The sequence below is a fragment of the Streptomyces sp. NPDC001663 genome (assembly GCF_042893105.1).
GTDB lineage: Bacteria > Actinomycetota > Actinomycetes > Streptomycetales > Streptomycetaceae > Streptomyces.
In genome coordinates this window covers 32,083-48,175 of record NZ_JBIAUR010000035.1, presented here as the reverse complement: position 1 = coordinate 48,175, position 16,093 = coordinate 32,083, and the positions used below count along the sequence as shown (strand labels likewise).

Sequence of the window (16,093 nt, the reverse complement as noted above, 5' to 3'; positions counted from 1 at the left end):
TCCCGGACGGCGCCTGGCGGACAGCGACGGGCATCTTGCCGTCCTTCACCCACCGCCAAGCCGTCTGGTAGCTCACGCCCTGCTGACGCGCCCACTCCGAAAGCTTCACCCACCCAAAGATATACGACTAGAGATGACTACATACGAATAGAAACTCTGTAGCAGTTGTCACCCCCGCGGACGCGGGGGTGTTCCGCGTGCCGGCTTCCAACTTGAGGGCGAGCACCCGTCCTTCCCGCCGACGCGGGGGTGTGCCGTCCTGGTAGCCGTCCTTCATCAGCCCCGCCGTTGGCCCGCGCCAGAACGGTAGGACGAGCTCAGGCGCTGTGCTCCTGGAAGGCACCGCCCGCGGCGAAGGCCAGCTTCGTGAAGCGTTCACCCATGCGGCGGTGGGTGGCGGCGTCCGGGTGTAGGTCGTCCGGGAGCGGGAGTTCGGCGGCGTCGTCCGCGCCGTAGAGCTCCCGGCCGTCGAGGTGGTGCAGGTTCGGGTCGTCGGGCGAGCGCTGGGCGACGATGCGGGACAGCTCGTCGCGGATGACGCGCAGGGTCAGTTTGCCGCTTCCGACCTCGGCCGGGTTGCCCATGGCCTGGAAGCGGACCTGGTCGGTGCCGAGGGAGGAGACGTCCATGGCGGTGGGGCCGGGCGTGTCCTCGTGCATGGGGCACAGGACGGGTGAGACGACCAGCAGCGGGGTGGTGGGGTGGCCTTCGCGGATGGTGTCGATGAAGCCGTGCGCGGCGGAGGTGAAGGCGCGCAGGCGCATCAGGTCGGTGTTGACCAGGTTGATGCCGATCTTGACGCTGATCACGTCGGCGGCGGTGTCGCGCAGGGTGCGGGCGGTGAACGGGTCGAGCAGGGCGCTGCCGCCCAGGCCCAGGTTGACCAGGTCCACGCCGGCCAGTGACGCGGCGAGCGCGGGCCAGGTGGCGGTGGGGCTCGCGGCGTCGGAGCCGTGGCTGATCGAACTGCCGTGGTGCAGCCACACCTTGCGGCCGCTGTCCGGCGCCGGCTCGACGGGGGCGTCGGTGCGCAGGACGAGCAGTTCGGTGGTCTCGTTGTGCGGCAGCCAGATCTCGATGTCCTTGACTGCGTCGGGCAGTTCGTCGAAGCGAAGGGTGCCGGCCGGGCCCGGGCGGTGCTCGGCGGTGCCGGCGGCCATGTCGATGGTCAGGGTGTTGCCGCCTTCGACGCTCCCGTGCCCGGCCGGGCGGCCGTCGACGAGCAGGTCGTACACACCGTCGGCCGGGCGGAAGGACACGCCCGCGTAGACGCGCTTGGTGGGCCGCGTGTCCAGTTCGACGACGGTGGCGCGGGTGCGGAAGACCAGTCGTACGCCGGAGGGCTGGGACTCGGCCATGAGGAGCTGTCCGTCGGTGCACTGGGCGCGGGCCCAGGCGGGCAGCCGGTGCGGCAGTACGCCGCCCTCCGTGCGCTCGACCTCTATGGCGCCGCGCAGCAGGTCCGCGGTGACGGGGGTGGTGGTCAGGTGGGTGTCGGTGGTCATCGCCTCAAGCTTCCGTAGGTGATTTCTCGGGCCAGTTCCGCAGCAGCGCGTCGAGGGCGTCCAGCGACCGGGACCAGGTCTCCTCCGAGCCGGGGAGGCTGTGGTCGAAGCCGCCGGCGAGCTCGAGGCTGGAGTAGCCGTGGAAGAAGCTGCCCAGCAGCCGGACCGCGTGCGTCTGATCCGGCTCCGCGAGGTCGTAGCCGCGCAGGATCGCCCGCGTCATCTGGGCGTGCCTGACGCCCGCGCTCGCCGCCGCCGTCTCGGGGTCGAGTCTGAGCCGGGCCGCGGCGGAGCGGCCGGGGTGTTCGCGGGCGTAGTCGCGGTAGGAGTTCGCGAACGCCGTCAGGGCGTCCTTGCCGGCCCGTCCGGCCACGGCATCGGCGGCCCGGTCGGCGAGTTCCTCCAGGGCGAACAGGGCGATACGAATCTTGAGGTCCTGGGAGTTCTTCACATGCGAGTACAGGCTCGCGACCTTGACGTCGAACCGCCTGGCCAGCTCGGACACGGTCACCTGCTCGAAGCCGACCTCGTCGGCGAGTTCCGCGCCCGCGAGGACCAGGCGCTCCGTGGTCAGCCCTACGCGTCCCATGCACTTCCCTCCGTCTACCTGAAGCGATTATGCATTTGCCTAACACCTTTAGGCAAATTAGCCTCACCTTTATGAAACCGCTGACCGAGCAAGAGATCCGCGCCGCGTTCGTCAACTGCACCAAGGGCGAGGCGAAGCGTCTGTCCGTCCCCCGCGACCTGGCCGACCGCCCCTGGGACGACCTGGACTTCCTCGGCTGGCGTGACCCCCAGGCCCCCGACCGCGCCTACCTGGTGGCCGAGCTGGACGGGTACCCAAAGGCCGTCGCCCTGCGCTCCTCCGGCGCCGGTTCCTGGCAGACCCGGCGCAGCATGTGCTCGCTGTGCCTGACCACCCACTCGGGCGGTGTCTCGCTGCTGGTCGCGCCCCGGGCGGGCAAGGCCGGCCAGCAGGGCAACTCGGTGGGCGCCTACATGTGCAGCGACCTCGCCTGCTCGCTGTACGTACGGGGTAAGCGGGACGCGGGGATCGGCGGGCGGCTTCACGAGACGATCACCCTCGAGGAGAAGATCGAGCGGACCGTCGCGAACCTCGCCGCGTTCGTCGCCAAGGTGACCACGGCATAAGCTCGGCGAATGGCGAAGTACTTCGACGTGCACCCCGACAACCCCCAGCCGCGCACCATCTCCCAGATCGCGGACAGCATCCGCTCGGACGCCCTCATCGCATATCCGACGGACTCCTGCTACGCGCTCGGCTGCCGGCTGGGCAGCCGTGACGGCATCGACCGGATCCGGACCATCCGCAAGCTCAACGACCGGCACCACTTCACCCTGGTGTGCGAGAACTTCGCGCAGCTCGGTCAGTTCGTGCACGTCGACAACGACGTGTTCCGCGCGATCAAGGCGTCGACGCCCGGCAGTTACACCTTCATCCTGCCGGCGACGAGGGAAGTGCCGCGCATGCTGCTGCACCCCAAGAAGAAGACGGTCGGTGTGCGCATCCCCGACCACGTCGTCACCCAGGCCCTGCTCGCCGAGCTCGGCGAGCCGCTGCTGTCCAGCACGCTGCTGCTGCCCGACGAGGACGAGCCGATGACGCAGGGCTGGGAGATCAAGGACCGCCTCGACCATGTGCTGGACGCGGTGGTCGACTCCGGGGACTGCGGCACCGAGCCGACGACGGTCATCGACTTCTCGGACGGCGAGGCCGAGATCGTACGGCGGGGAGCCGGGGACACCACGCGGTTCGAGTGAAGCCGTACCCGCACGGAGCCGGGTGGATGGTACGTGCAACGATGATCGTGACCGGCCCGTCGGGCCGCCCAGTTGCTCCGCCGCGAGTGCGCAGAGAGGTAGTCCCCCATGGCCTCCGTACAGGGAACAGCCGTTGACATCACCACCGAGGACGGCGTCGCCGACGCCTACGTGGCGCATCCCGGTGACGGCCTCCCGCATCCCGGTGTTCTGCTCTACATGGACGCCTTCGGACTGCGTCCGCACCTGGAGTCGATGGCCGACCGGCTGGCCGGGGCCGGCTACACGGTGCTGGTGCCGAACGTCTTCTACCGGCACGGCCGTACGCCGGTCTTCGATCTGCCCGAGTTCATCGACCCGTCGGCCCGGCCGGAGATCTGGGGGCAGATCGGCCCGGTGATGCAGTCCCTCACGCCCGAGCTCGCCATGCGGGATGCGGGCGCGTACTTGCGGTGGTTGGCGGACTCGCCGCTGGTGGCCGGCGGTCCCGTCGCGCTGACCGGCTACTGCATGGGCGCCCGCCTCGCGCTGTTCACCGCCGGCACCTTTCCGGACCGGGTCGCGGCGGCGGCCGGTTTCCACGGCGGGCGGCTGGCGACGGACGCGCCGGACAGCCCGCACCTGGTGGCCGAACACGTCACCGCCGAGGTGTACTTCGGCCACGCCGACGAGGACGGATCCATGCCGCCCGAGCAGCAGCAGCTCCTGGAGGAGACCCTGACCGCGGCGGGCGTACGGCACCGCTGCGAGGTCTACCCGGGAGCGCACCACGGGTACACGCAGGCGGACACCGCCGCCTACAGCAAGGAGGGTGACGAGCGGCACTGGGCGGCGCTGCTCGACCTTCTCAAGCGCACGTTCTGACGTCCGGCTTCGGAGGCAGGCTTCCTCAATCGTCCACGGCGCCCGCGGAGTTCGCTCCGCGGGCGTCGTGCGTTGCCCACTGTTCAACTTATTGACATGCACGCGACCCGGTGCCAGTTTGAGAGCGCTCTCAATGCGGTCCGGACCAATCTCCCTCAGGTGATCCCCCCACAACAAGTGAACCCCCCACGGAGGTGGAGCGTGCTCAGAAGGCTCACTCACCGAAAGCGCACCTACCGGCTACTGGCTCCGGCTGCCGCGGCCGCGCTGCTCGCCGCGGTCCTCGCGATCCACTCGCCCTCGTCCGCGGACGCGGCGGTGCCCGACACGATCCCGCTGAAGCTGACCAACAACTCCGGTCGCAGCGAGCCGGTTTACGTCTATACGCTCGGCACGCTGCTCTCGACGGGGCAGCAGGGGTGGGCGGACGCGAACGGCACGTTCCACGCCTGGCCCGCGGGCGGCAATCCGCCGACTCCCGCGCCCGACGCGTCCATTGCCGGGCCGGCGAGCGGGCAGTCGACGACGATCCGGATTCCCAAGTTCTCCGGCCGGATCTACTTCTCGTACGGGCAGAAGCTGGTGTTCAAGCTGACCACGGGCGGGCTGGTGCAGCCGGCCGTGCAGAACCCGAGCGACCCGAACCGCGACATCCTGTTCAACTGGTCCGAGTACACGCTCAACGACTCCGGTCTGTGGCTCAACAGCACGCAGGTGGACATGTTCTCCGCGCCCTACGCGGTCGGGGTGCAGCGCTCGGACGGGACCACGCTCACCACGGGGCATCTCAAGTCGGGCGGCTACAACGGCTTCTTCAACGCCCTGCGCGGGCAGTCGGGCGGCTGGGGGAACCTGGTCCAGACACGGTCCGACGGCACCGTGCTGCGGGCGCTCGCGCCCGGGTACGGCCTGGAGACGGGAGCCCTGCCGGCGTCCGTGATGGACGACTACGTCAACCGCGTCTGGCAGAAGTACGCGTCGACGACGCTGACCGTCACGCCATTCGCCGACCAGCCGAACACGAAGTACTTCGGCCGGGTCTCGGGCAACGTCATGAACTTCGCCAACTCCTCCGGCGCGGTGGTCACCAGCTTCCAGAAGCCGGACGCGGACAGCATCTTCGGCTGCCACAAGCTGCTCGACGCGCCCAACGACCAGGTGCGCGGCCCGATTTCACGCACCCTGTGCGCGGGCTTCAACCGCTCCACGCTGCTGGCCAACCCCAACCAGCCGGACACGAGCACGGCGAACTTCTACCAGGACGCGGTGACCAACCAGTACGCGCGCAACGTCCACGCGCAGATGGCCGACGGCAAGGCCTACGCGTTCGCCTTCGACGACGTCGGCAACCAGGAGTCGCTGGTCCACGACGGCAGCCCGCAGCAGGCGTACTTGACGCTCGACCCCTTCAACTGACCTCGACCCGTTCGACTGACGGCGAAGGGCCTCACCCCGCTCGGGGTGAGGCCCTCTTCGTGCGCTTGGTCAGCTGGTCGTCAGGGCGGTGTCGTCGACGACGAAGCTGGTCTGCAGAGAGGAGTCCTCGACACCGCTGAACTTCAGGGTGACGGTGGAGCCTGCCAGGGACGACAGGTCGAAGGACTTCTGGGTGTAGCCGGAGGCGGCATTGAGGTTCGAGTACGTCGCCAGGGTGGTCGATCCGGCGGTGACCGTGAGCTTGTCGTACTGAGTGCTCGTGGTGGTCTCCGACGTGTCGATGTGCAGGTAGAACGTGAGCGTCGCCTTGCAGCCGCTCGGGATGGTCACCGACTGGGACAGCGTGTCGGTGTGGGGGGAGCCGTAGCCGTCCAGCCAGGCGTAGTACGAGCCGCCGTGGGCGCTCTGACTGCTGGAGTTGGTGATGACTCCGCTGGACGCGGTCCAGGTGGTGTTGCCCGACTCGAAGCCCTGGTTGCCCAGGAGTTGGGCCGAGGTGCAGCTGCCGCTGCCGGACGAGGTGACCGTCCAGGTGAAGGACGCGGTGCCGGTGGCGCCGGTCGAGTCGGTCACCGTGACGGTCGTGCTGTAGGTGCCCGCGGTCGTCGGGGTGCCGGAGATGACGCCGGTGGAGCTGTTGATCGACAGGCCCGTGGGCAGTCCGGTCGCGGCGTACGTCAGGGAGCCGCTGTTGGTGGAGCTCGCGGAGATCTGCAGGCTCACCGCCGTGCCCACGGTGGAGGACTGGCTGCCCGGGTTGGTGACCGTGACGCCGGTGGTCGGCACGGTGATGTGGCTGCCGACGTTGATGCCGGCGAAGGCGTTGCCGACCCCGGCGTACTGGGTGGAGCTGGTCCCGTACAGTGCGGCGGCCGCGTTGAGGGCGGCGGTGCGCGCTCCGGCGTAGTTGGTGCTGGACGTCATGTACGTCGTCAGCGCCTTGTACCAGATCTGCAGGGCCGCGGCCCGGCCGATGCCGGCGACGGCGACGCCGTCGGAGGTCGGGCTGTTGTAGGTGACGCCGTTGATGGTCTTGGTGCCGCTGCCCTCGGAGAGCAGGTAGAACATGTGGTTGGCCGGGCCCGAGGAGTAGTGGACGTCCAGGTTGCCGACGCCGGAGTACCAACTGTCGGCGGAGCCGCCGTCCTTGTCGGGCTCGTCCATGTAACGCAGCGGCGTGCCGTCGCCGTTGATGTCGATCTTCTCGCCAATGAGGTAGTCGCCGACGTCGCTGCTGTTGCCCGCGTAGAACTCCACGCCGGTGCCGAAGATGTCCGAGGTCGCCTCGTTGAGGCCGCCGGACTCACCGCTGTAGTCCAGGCCGGCGGTGTTGGAGGTGACGCCGTGGCTCATCTCGTGGCCGGCCACGTCGAGCGAGGTCAGCGCGTGGGTGCCGCCGGAGCCGTCGCCGTAGGTCATGCAGAAGCAGTCGTCGTCCCAGAAGGCGTTGACGTACGCCGAGCTGTAGTGGACGCGGGAGTAGGCGGCGACGCCGTCGTTCTTGATGCCGCTGCGGCCGAAGGTGTTCTTGTAGAAGTCCCAGGTCTCCTGGGCGCCGTAGGCGGCGTCCGCGCCGGCCGTCTGGGTGTTGGAGCCGGATCCGGTGCCCCAGACGTCGTCGGAGTCGGTCATCAGGGTGCCGGTGCCCGAGGTGGCGTTGTTGAGGTTGTACGTCTTGTGGCCGCCGCGGGTGGTGTCGTACAGCTGGTACGTCGAGCCGGACAGCGTGGTGCTGAGCGAGACGGTGCCGCTGTACTGGGTGTTGCCGGTGCCCGTCTTGATGCCCTGGTACCGGTAGAGCTCCTTGCCGGTGGTGGCGTCGGTGATGACGTGCAGCTGGCTGGGTGTGCCGTCGTCCTGCAGGCCGCCGACCACCGTTTCCCAGGCGAGCTTGGGGGTGCCGCTGCCCGCCCAGATGACCTTGCGGGCGCTGTCGGTGCTGGGCTGCTTGGCGTCGAGGGCCCTGGCGGCCTTCAGTGCCTTGGTCTCGGCGGCCGACTTGGTGTAAGTGGCGGTCGTGGAGGCGACCTTGACGGTGCGCTTGTTGTTGAAGGTCGCGCTCACCGTGCCGGAGGCGAGTGAGGCGGGCGGGGTGTGCACGACGAGGTCGCCGCCGAGGACCGGAATCCCTGCGTACGTCCGCTCGTAACGGGCGTGCAGGGTGCCGTCGTTGTCCTTGACGACGTCCTTGACGACCAGTTTCTCCTTGGCGCCGAGGCCGATCGTGCGGGCGGTCGCGGCGGTCTTCTTCTCCGCGCTCTTGACGAGCGCCGTGTGCTGCGCCGGGGTCAGCTTGGCCTCCAGCCCCCCGGTGCGCACGGGGCTGGGATGGGGGGCCGCGGGCTTCGCGTTCGCCGGGACCGACTGGATGCCGACGGCGAGGAAGGCCGCGGTGGAGACCAGGGCTCCTACCGCGGTCCGCTTGCGGGGGATGCGTCTCACTCGTTCTCCTACTGCGTTGGCCGCGTGGGGCGGCCGGTGCGAGACCGGGCAGCCGGGTCTGCTGTCCGGGACGAGCCGAGCTGTGCGGGGCCGGACACGTGTGAAGACAACGTGCCGCTACCGTGGGGTAGTTGGCAGGGAGAATGACAGGCTTGTCGGTGACATGTCAGCCATTCGGTGAGGCATCGAGGGTTATCCCTCGGTGCCGGGCACGGCCACAGCCACCGCACCCGGCCGCCCTGTGCCCTACCTGTGCTTTTGCTGTGCCGCTCGGTGGATCGAGTGCCCCGGCCGTGGCAGCCCCAGATGTTCCCTGAGCGTCGTCCCCGTGTAGTGCGTGCGGAACAGGCCCCGGCGCCGCAGCTCGGGGATCACCAGCTCGGCGAAGTCGACGAGGGTGCCCGGGAGATAGGGGAAGATCACGTTGAAGCCGTCGGCCGCGTGGCCGTGGAACCACTCCTCGATGTGGTCGGCGATCCGCTCGGGCGTGCCGACGACGCTGCGCTCGTCAGCGGCGAAGCGGCCGACGAGGTCGCGGATGGTGAGATTGTCGCGGCGGGCCTCCTCGTAGATCTGGCGCTGCGCGGTGTGCGACTGGATGGAGAGGGGCAGTTCGGGCAGCGGCCCGTCGAGGGGTACGGGCTGAGGTCGAGGGACGCGGGCTGTGCCATGGGGCGTCCTTCGCGGCGGCAGCGGTACGGCGGCTGCCCGCGCCCACGGCTCACGGGGAGCGGAGCGGGCGGCAGGGAATCCGGAGTGGTCGGAGCGGACCGCCGTCAGGTGTGCCGACCCGTGAGACGTGCCCACGCCGCGCTGTCGGCGAGGTGCGCGCCCAAGTGGCGCTGCAGGAAACGGACCTGACGATCCAACAGTTCTGCCGTGATCGCGCTGCCCACCGGTTGGTGGCCGACGCCCGGCAGGAGCACCACCTCGTGCGGGCGCCCGGCGGCGCGCAGGGCGTCCGACAGGCGCACGGTGTTGGCCGGCGGGACGTTGGTGTCGGCGAGGCCGTGCATCAGCAGCAGGGGCCGGGACAGCTTCGGCGCCTCCAGGACAAGGGAGTTGGCGTCGTACCGCTCCGGATACCGATCCGGATGGCCGAGGAACCGTTCGCGCCAGTGGGCGTTGTACAGCCGCTGATCGGTGACGCAGGCCCCGGCCACCGCGGTGTGGAAGACGTCCGGGCGGCGGAGTACGGCGGCGGTCGCGAGGGAACCGCCGAAGGACCAGCCACGGATGCCGACGCACCCGAGGTCGAGCTCGGGGTGGCGGCGGGCCGCCTGGTGCAGCGCGGTCACCTGGTCGTCGAGGGCGAGCCCGAACAGGTCGCCGTACGCCTCGCGCTCCCAGTCCGGACCGCGCCCCGGTGTGCCGCGCCCGTCGGCGGCCAGCACCGCGAACCCCTGCTCGGCGAACCACTGCGACACCAGCACCTTCCAGTCCACCTCCGCGGTGACGCGCTGGGCGGCGGGGCCGCCATACGGGTCGACGAGCACGGGGAGGGGGCCGCTGCCCTGCCGGTACCAAGACGGAAGGTGCAGTCGGGCGCGCAGTTCGAGCGGGCCGAGGACGAGTTGGTTCATTCGCAGATCGAGCACCGGCCGCTCGACGTACGAGGCGAGGGTCACGGCCGGCTTCCCCTCCCGCAGCACGTCGACCCGATCGCCAGGCCGGTCCGCGCCATGGGTGACCCGGACGAGGGTTCCGCCACTGCGCACGCCGGAGTGCACGGCCGCGTCGGCGCTGAGCCGCCGTAGCCCCTCTGCCGGCCGCAAGCTCCACAGATGCGTTTCGGTGGGCTCGTCGGCGTCGGATGCGGTGAACAGGACGTCGTCGCCGTCGATGCCGAGCACGGTACGGAGGTTGAGCCCTGGCGGGGTGACAGAGGCACCGTCCATGGTCAGGTGTCGGGTGTCGTGCAGATCGGCGTGGGCGAGGAGGGCGCCGGAGGCGGTGCGGGCGGGAAGGCCGGGGACGAGGTGTACCCAGCGGTCGTCCTGCTGCTCGCACAGGACGGTGGTGCGACCGTCGGCGGGGTCGATCGCGAGGAAGCGGACGGTGCGCTGGTCACGGGACTGTACGACGGCATAGGGGCCGTGCGGGTCCCAGCCTGCGCCCACGACGTACTCGGAGGCTGCGCGATCCCAACTCGTCTGCGTGGTACGGCCGTTGAGTCCGATGACCCAGAGGGTGACGTCTGGATTGGGAGTACCGACTGCAGCAAAACGCCGGCCAGAGTCATCCGCGCCGACCGCCGGCCAAGGGTGAACGGCCGTGGAGTCCGTGCGGGCGACCAGCAGCCGGGTGCCCTCAGGGGACCACCAGTGGCCGCGAGGGCCGTCGAGCGAGGTGGCTGCCGTATGGCTGGCTGTTCCGAACTCAACGTCGGGGCCGTCCGGTTCGGCGAGGACTCGGTCTCCTGCGCCGTCCGCGTCCGTAACGCGCAGGGCGCCGGAGGAGACGTAGGCGATACGGCGGCCGGTGGGATCGGGACGCGGGTCGGACACCGGGCCGCGGGCGGGCAGGCGGTGCGGCTGACTGCCGCCGAGCCGCAGCGCCCACAGTTCCCCGGCCAGGGCGAAGGCGATGAGGTCGGCGGTTCGGTCGGTGGCGTATGCCTCGATACCGGCCCCGTCCTGTGGATGCGGGAGCAGCCGTGCCGGGTCGGCCAGCACGTGTTCCGTCTCCGCGTCCAGGGACCAGAGGCAGGTGACCGGGTCGCCGGCGGCGCGGGTGCGCAGGAACAGGACGGTTCTGCCGTCGGGCGAGACGGAGGGACGGGTGGGGGCGCCTCGGGTGAAGCGGTGGGTGCGGGTGAGTTGTTGAGGGAGGGGAGAGGTCGCCACGGAGGGATGGTTCCACCAGACGTCGAAATGAAACACGCGTTCGAGGACAGGTTCGGAAAGACGCGTTGCACACCCTCGGCTGCGCCTGACCGCTTCCGTTGGCCCGTCCGCGCTCGGCGGCCGTCCGTGGCTGCAGTGGCTTGGCCGCCGGGCGCCCCACGACGACCCGGCCGCCAGATTGGGAAGTGCGGACAAGATCACTGTGTAAGGCCATGCCGGCGAGGTCGTCTGTGGCACGAACCCTGCAGGACGATCGTCTGGAGCAAGATGAACCGGATCTGGCCAGGCATCGACAGCGGCAAAACCCACCACCACTGCCTCGTACTCAACGAAAACGGCGAAGCAATGCTGTCCCGCCGCGTCACCAACGACGAGCCGGAGCTCCTCAAGCTCCTTGACGCCGTACTTACCCTCGGCAACCAGGTGACCTGAGCCGTGGACATGGCCGGCGATGAGCCCGCCCTCCTACTCGCCCTACTGGTCAATCACGGTCCAGGACGTCCCGGTCAGCGACGACCAGTGCGTCGCGGGCGTCGGTCTTGCCTTCACCCCGGTATCCGTCGCTGCCACATACGCCGCGACCTCCACACGCTGCGGCCCAGCGACGGGGCCACTATCGAACTCCGTCTCCTGACCAACCAACACACCGACCTCGTCCGCGACCGCATCCGGTCCATCAACCGACTCCGCTCTGCCTTGACCGACCTGTTCCCCGCGCTGGAACGGGTGCTCGTCCTGACGACCGCCGGACCCCTCGTTGCGCTGGACGGCAACCAGACGCCGGCCTCCCTCCGGCGCATCGGCACCGCGCGGCTCACCCGTTGGTTGCGCGCCCGCGGCGTCCGCACCCCCGGGGCGCTCACGCAGAAGGCCGTGCAGGCCGCCGAGCGGCAGCACACCGCCGTCCCGGGAGAGGCTGTGATCGCCCAGCTCGTTCGGACACTTGCCCAGGAGGTCCAGACCCTGAACGAGAAGGTCGCCGAGATCGACCGGCTCATCGAGACCCGTTCCGGACACACGAGCTGGCCGAGGTCGTGGCCGGCATGCCCGGCATGGGGCCACTGCTGGGCGCAGAGTTCCTCGCCGCGATCGGCAGCTTCCGGGAAGCGGAATGGCAACTTACACCGCCCTCGCCACTACCACCGGGGCCTCCAACGCATCTTCTACATGTCCGCTCTGACAAGCGTCCGCTACGACCCCAACTCCCGGATCTTCTACGATCGCAAGCGCGCCGAGGGCAAACGCCATACCCAGGCCGTGATCGCCCTCGCCTGCCGCAGAGTCAACGTCCTGTGGGCCGTGATCCGCGACCGGCGCTCCTACGAGGTCGCCCCACCACACCCGCCGGCTGGGTTCTGCATCGGAAATCGAGGCGACGAGCCTTGCCCGCGCTCGGCAGACTGCGACGCATGTCCACCGACGTGAGCGGAATGATCGAGTGCAGGCCCTTGGCCCGGATCTTCGGGGAGGACGACGAGGACGCGGTGTGGCACGCCGCCATTGACCTCTTCCTCCTCAACACCGGCAACGCCTACGACGCCTTTGCCTGCCTCTTCGGCGTCCGCAACTCCTCCGGGTTTCGACCGCTGTCCGAAAACCGCGGCCTGCCGGAGGACGCTTCCGAGGGACTGCGACAGGCTTTCAACGCCTGGGGTGGGCCACAAGGCGCGCACGGAACAACGTGGATCAGCTGGGCCGAGTTGGCAGCCGCCGACTGGGACGAGACCGATCGATCCGGCACACTGAGCCGAAACACCGTGGCCGGGGCGGGGACCCACTGGGCGCCAGTCTGGGACGTAATGAGGACCCTGGCCGAGCTGCATGGCCCAGAGCACGTGCGCCTCGTGGTCTGGTTCGACTGATCACGGAACTGAGTTCTGCCAATGCACAGGAACACAGCTCGACTTCCCCATTGGGAAGCCACTGTGCATCCCAGTTGGCCTTACTTTCCTGGGACAGGCTGGTCGAGCCATTCGTAGGGTTGGGCGGGCCGTCACCGCCCTCACGCCGGCTCACGACCACCCGCTCTTGACTCTGACGCGGCTGGAGCCTGGACGATCGCGCCATACGAACACGGCGACGCTTATCGGAGGCACCCGTCATGCTGCGCGGCAAGGGCATCCACTACGACACCGGCACCTTTCCCAACGGCGACACCTCGCGCCCTGTCTTCGACCCCCGGGACGCCCAACGGGACATGCGGGTCATCGCGAAGGACCTGCACTGCACCGCAGTCCGCATCACGGGCGGCGACCCGGATCGGATCGAGACCACGGCGCGGTATGCCGCGGACGCCGGCCTGGAGGTCTGGTTCTCACCGTTCCCCTGCGAGCTCGCGAACGCCGAGATGCTGCCGCTGTTCACCGACTGCGCCCAGCGGGCGGAGCGGCTGCGCCGGGACGGCGCCGCGGTCACCCTGGTCACCGGCTGCGAACTCAGCCTGTTCGCCCGCGGGTACCTGCCCGGCGACACCTTCAACGAGCGCGTCCCCATCCTGGCGGGGCCCGACCGCGAGGCCGCGCTCCAGGGCATCCCCGACAAGGTCAACGCCTTCCTGGGTGAGGCCGTCGACACCGTACGGCCTCTCTTCGGCGGTCGCGTGAGCTACGCCTCCTGCCCCCTGGACGGCGTGGACTGGACCCCGTTCGACATCGTGGGCCTGGACGCCTTCCGGGGCCTGCGCAACGCCCCCACCTACCGCGACGACCTGCGCAAGGAGTTCGCCCACGGCAAGCCCGTCGCCATCATGGAGGCCGGCTGCTGCACGTACCGGGGCGCGGGCGACTATGGCGGCGCCGGCTGGTACATGGCCAAGGAAGCCGACGGCGTCACCCTCAAGCCCGACCTGATACGCGACGAGAGCGAGCAGGTCCGCTACCTCGACGACCTCATGACGGTCTTCGAAGAGGAAGGCGTCGACTCCGTCTTCTGGTTCAGCTTCGCCGGCTTCGCCACACCCCACCGCACGACCGGACCGGACGAGGACATGGCCTCCTACGGCATCGTCAAGATCCTCGACGAACAGAGCAGCTACCCCGCGGACGCACGCACCTACCCCGATATGCCCTGGGAACCGAAGGAAGCGTTCCACGCGCTCGCCAGTCGCTACAAGGCGCACAAGCGGTAGGAAAACCGCTCGTCGGTCAGGGCGGCGTCGGCCGTCGGGCCCGCGGCCGGTTCGCTTCATCAGGGCAGGCGGTCATGATCGCCCTGGCATACTCGGCGAAATGCGATCGATGGATCCGTTCCGCGACGAAGCCCGCAGCCGTGGCGTACCGCAGGACGAGGTCGAGCGGTGGCTCGGCACCGTCCGTCGCTGCGCGATGCTGAGCCCCGCCGGTCAGGCGCCGCCCGACGGCCCGGTGGCCGGACGGCTCGGCGGGCTGCCGCCGATGCCCGAGGACGAGCCCGTTCCGGACCTGCCGTTCCTCGCCTCGGTCGACCTCGCGGCCATCCCGCCGGGCGCGACGGACCTCCCGCTGCCGAAGGACGGCACGCTGCTCTTCTTCGCGGACACCGAGGACCCGTGGAGCGACGACGACTGGTCCCGGCTCGTCCACGTCCCGGCCGGCACGCCCGTCTCCGAACGCGGTCCGGGCGGCGAGTGGCCGCCGCACGTTCACCCGGCCCAGGATCTACATCTGTCGATCGAGCCCTCGCTGCCCAACCGCGGCTCGGACACCGAGGAGTTCCCGCACGGCAGCGAACTGGGCTCGGTGTGGTGGAAGACCTGCGGCGAGATACAGGCGGAAGGACCGGTGCAGATGGGCGGCTACCCCTGGGTCTGGAACGCAGATCCCATCACGGAGCACGACCACGGCCCGGGCGACTGGGTGCTGCTCGCGGAGGTCGGGGGCGAGGATCTCACCGAGGGTGAACTGGGCGTCGTCTACTGGGTGATTCGCCGGGACGACCTGGCCGCCGGCCGCTTCACCCGGGTCCGGGCCTGCTTCGACATGGTCGGCTGACGCAGCCTCAGGCGAGGCGCATACCCTCGCGAAGGCCGCGCAGCCCTGCTCCCCCGGGCTCGCACTTCGGTCACGACCTTGACCTTCCGCTGCGCCGCCCGGATGAACCACCTCGCTGCGTTCCTCCCTGATCCGTACGAGGAATTCAACGGCACGCCCTGAAGCCGGATGCCGTCATGCAGAGGGCGCCGACGCCTCCCGCGGCGCGGGAAGCTCACGTCCCAGGCGAGCGAGCGGAGACAGGAGCATCAGCGCGGGCGACAGCATCATCCCGGCGGCCGTAATGAGAAGGCTGGTGCGCAGGCCCCATCCCTGGGCCAGCCGGCCGCCGAGCAGGGAGCCGAGCGGGGTCAGCCCCATGCCCATGAACGTGATCGTCGCGGCGGTGCGGCCCTGCATCCCGCTCGGGGTGACGGCCTGCCGCACGGCCATGACCGTGACGTTCACCAGCTGGCCGAAGGTACCGAACACGAAGTTGACCGCCAGGAGGACGACGATCGTCTGCGCGTGGGGACCGTGGAGCAGGGGCACGCACAGCATCGCACCGTCGCCGAGTGCCGCCGCTCCGATGAGCACCGGGCCGTAGCCGAAGCGCCGCGGTAGCCGGGCGGCCAGCAGTGAGCCGACCAGCGCGCCCGGACCCGTCGCTGCGAGTGCAAGCCCAACGGCCGTGCCGGACAGGTGGAGTTCCCGCGGCAGGAAGACCAGATAGACGGTCATCGTCGCCGCGAACGAGAACTGGAAGGCGGCCGAGGCGAGCCCCACCGTCCGCAGCGAGGGCTCATGGACGACGAAGCGGAGGCCGTCACGGATTCGCCGCCAGACCGGCGAGGGTCGTTGCGAGTTCTCGGGCATCGACTCGCGGCGGTCGATCCGCCGGATCGACAGGAACGACACCACGAAGCAGGCCGCGCAGGATGCGGCGGCGACCGGCGCCGACAGCAGGGACACCAGCGCGCCACCGAGAGCGGGGCCGCCGATCTGGGCCGAGGAACGGCTCCCTTCGAGCGCGCACCGAGGGCAAGACGGAACTCGAGATTCGACGCTGCCTCAAGCGCTACTTCGCCCGACGCCTCTATCGCCGCCTCAACAACGCCGCTTCAGCAAGTACGAGGGTTGACGGGACATAGAGGCTTCATAGGGGCACGCCCCGGCTACACCGCCCCAATCCAGTTCCGGTCGGGCAACCCCTACGGCACGTCCCACGCGGACGGCGACGGCCCGCCCAGTGTGGTGGCCTTGCATG

The 16,093-nt window shown here is 69.6% G+C and carries 12 protein-coding genes and 3 pseudogenes; 8 read left to right on the top strand and 7 right to left on the bottom strand.

Annotated features, from left to right (window positions below):
• The 3 genes and pseudogenes from ACFY1L_RS54365 to ACFY1L_RS54355 all read right to left on the bottom strand — a co-directional run.
• Window positions 1–109, bottom strand: a pseudogene (locus ACFY1L_RS54365) (IS607 family transposase); the annotation flags it as partial.
• Between the two features lie 208 nt (window positions 110–317).
• Entirely contained in the window at window positions 318–1,505 is a 1,188-nt protein-coding gene (locus ACFY1L_RS54360; protein ID WP_388843009.1) for a GDSL-type esterase/lipase family protein, read from the bottom strand.
• Between the two features lie 4 nt (window positions 1,506–1,509).
• Window positions 1,510–2,094, bottom strand: a complete 585-nt coding sequence (locus ACFY1L_RS54355; protein ID WP_388843008.1) for a TetR/AcrR family transcriptional regulator — start codon at window positions 2,092–2,094, stop codon at window positions 1,510–1,512.
• A gap of 71 nt (window positions 2,095–2,165) precedes the next feature.
• On the opposite strand from ACFY1L_RS54355, the gene ACFY1L_RS54350 reads away from it, so the two are divergent.
• From ACFY1L_RS54350 to ACFY1L_RS54335, 4 genes are all read left to right on the top strand, one after another.
• Entirely contained in the window at window positions 2,166–2,660 is a 495-nt protein-coding gene (locus tag ACFY1L_RS54350; RefSeq protein ID WP_388843007.1) for an FBP domain-containing protein, read from the top strand.
• 9 nt (window positions 2,661–2,669) lie between these two features.
• Window positions 2,670–3,290, top strand: a complete 621-nt coding sequence (locus ACFY1L_RS54345) for an L-threonylcarbamoyladenylate synthase (protein WP_388843006.1) — start codon at window positions 2,670–2,672, stop codon at window positions 3,288–3,290.
• A gap of 108 nt (window positions 3,291–3,398) precedes the next feature.
• Complete coding sequence (locus ACFY1L_RS54340) at window positions 3,399–4,154, top strand: dienelactone hydrolase family protein (protein ID WP_388843005.1); 756 nt, start codon at window positions 3,399–3,401, stop codon at window positions 4,152–4,154.
• A gap of 243 nt (window positions 4,155–4,397) precedes the next feature.
• On the top strand, window positions 4,398–5,570 hold the full coding sequence (locus tag ACFY1L_RS54335; protein ID WP_388843011.1) for a glycoside hydrolase family 64 protein: 1,173 nt from the start codon (window positions 4,398–4,400) through the stop codon (window positions 5,568–5,570).
• 69 nt (window positions 5,571–5,639) lie between these two features.
• Here the strand turns inward: ACFY1L_RS54335 and ACFY1L_RS54330 are convergent, their stop codons facing one another.
• The 3 genes from ACFY1L_RS54330 to ACFY1L_RS54320 all read right to left on the bottom strand — a co-directional run bounded on the left by ACFY1L_RS54330 (window position 5,640) and on the right by ACFY1L_RS54320 (window position 10,879).
• A complete protein-coding gene (locus tag ACFY1L_RS54330) occupies window positions 5,640–8,033 on the bottom strand; it encodes a M4 family metallopeptidase (protein ID WP_388843004.1) in 2,394 nt (797 codons plus the stop codon).
• A 246-nt stretch (window positions 8,034–8,279) separates the two neighbouring features.
• Complete coding sequence (locus ACFY1L_RS54325; RefSeq protein ID WP_388843003.1) at window positions 8,280–8,840, bottom strand: hypothetical protein; 561 nt, start codon at window positions 8,838–8,840, stop codon at window positions 8,280–8,282.
• A complete protein-coding gene (locus ACFY1L_RS54320) occupies window positions 8,810–10,879 on the bottom strand; it encodes a prolyl oligopeptidase family serine peptidase (protein ID WP_388843002.1) in 2,070 nt (689 codons plus the stop codon). The genes ACFY1L_RS54325 and ACFY1L_RS54320 overlap by 31 nt, the downstream gene beginning before the upstream one ends.
• Before the next feature lie 267 nt (window positions 10,880–11,146).
• On the opposite strand from ACFY1L_RS54320, the pseudogene ACFY1L_RS54315 reads away from it, so the two are divergent.
• The 4 genes and pseudogenes from ACFY1L_RS54315 to ACFY1L_RS54300 all read left to right on the top strand — a co-directional run.
• Window positions 11,147–12,217: pseudogene (locus ACFY1L_RS54315) on the top strand (transposase); the annotation flags it as partial.
• A 71-nt stretch (window positions 12,218–12,288) separates the two neighbouring features.
• Entirely contained in the window at window positions 12,289–12,741 is a 453-nt protein-coding gene (locus ACFY1L_RS54310; protein WP_388843001.1) for a hypothetical protein, read from the top strand.
• Between the two features lie 239 nt (window positions 12,742–12,980).
• Window positions 12,981–14,006, top strand: a complete 1,026-nt coding sequence (locus ACFY1L_RS54305) for a hypothetical protein (protein WP_388843000.1) — start codon at window positions 12,981–12,983, stop codon at window positions 14,004–14,006.
• A gap of 100 nt (window positions 14,007–14,106) precedes the next feature.
• Window positions 14,107–14,847, top strand: a complete 741-nt coding sequence (locus ACFY1L_RS54300; protein WP_388842999.1) for a DUF1963 domain-containing protein — start codon at window positions 14,107–14,109, stop codon at window positions 14,845–14,847.
• A gap of 174 nt (window positions 14,848–15,021) precedes the next feature.
• Here the strand turns inward: ACFY1L_RS54300 and ACFY1L_RS54295 are convergent.
• Window positions 15,022–15,858, bottom strand: a pseudogene (locus ACFY1L_RS54295) (MFS transporter); the annotation flags it as partial.
• Between the last annotated feature and the right edge of the window lie 235 nt (window positions 15,859–16,093).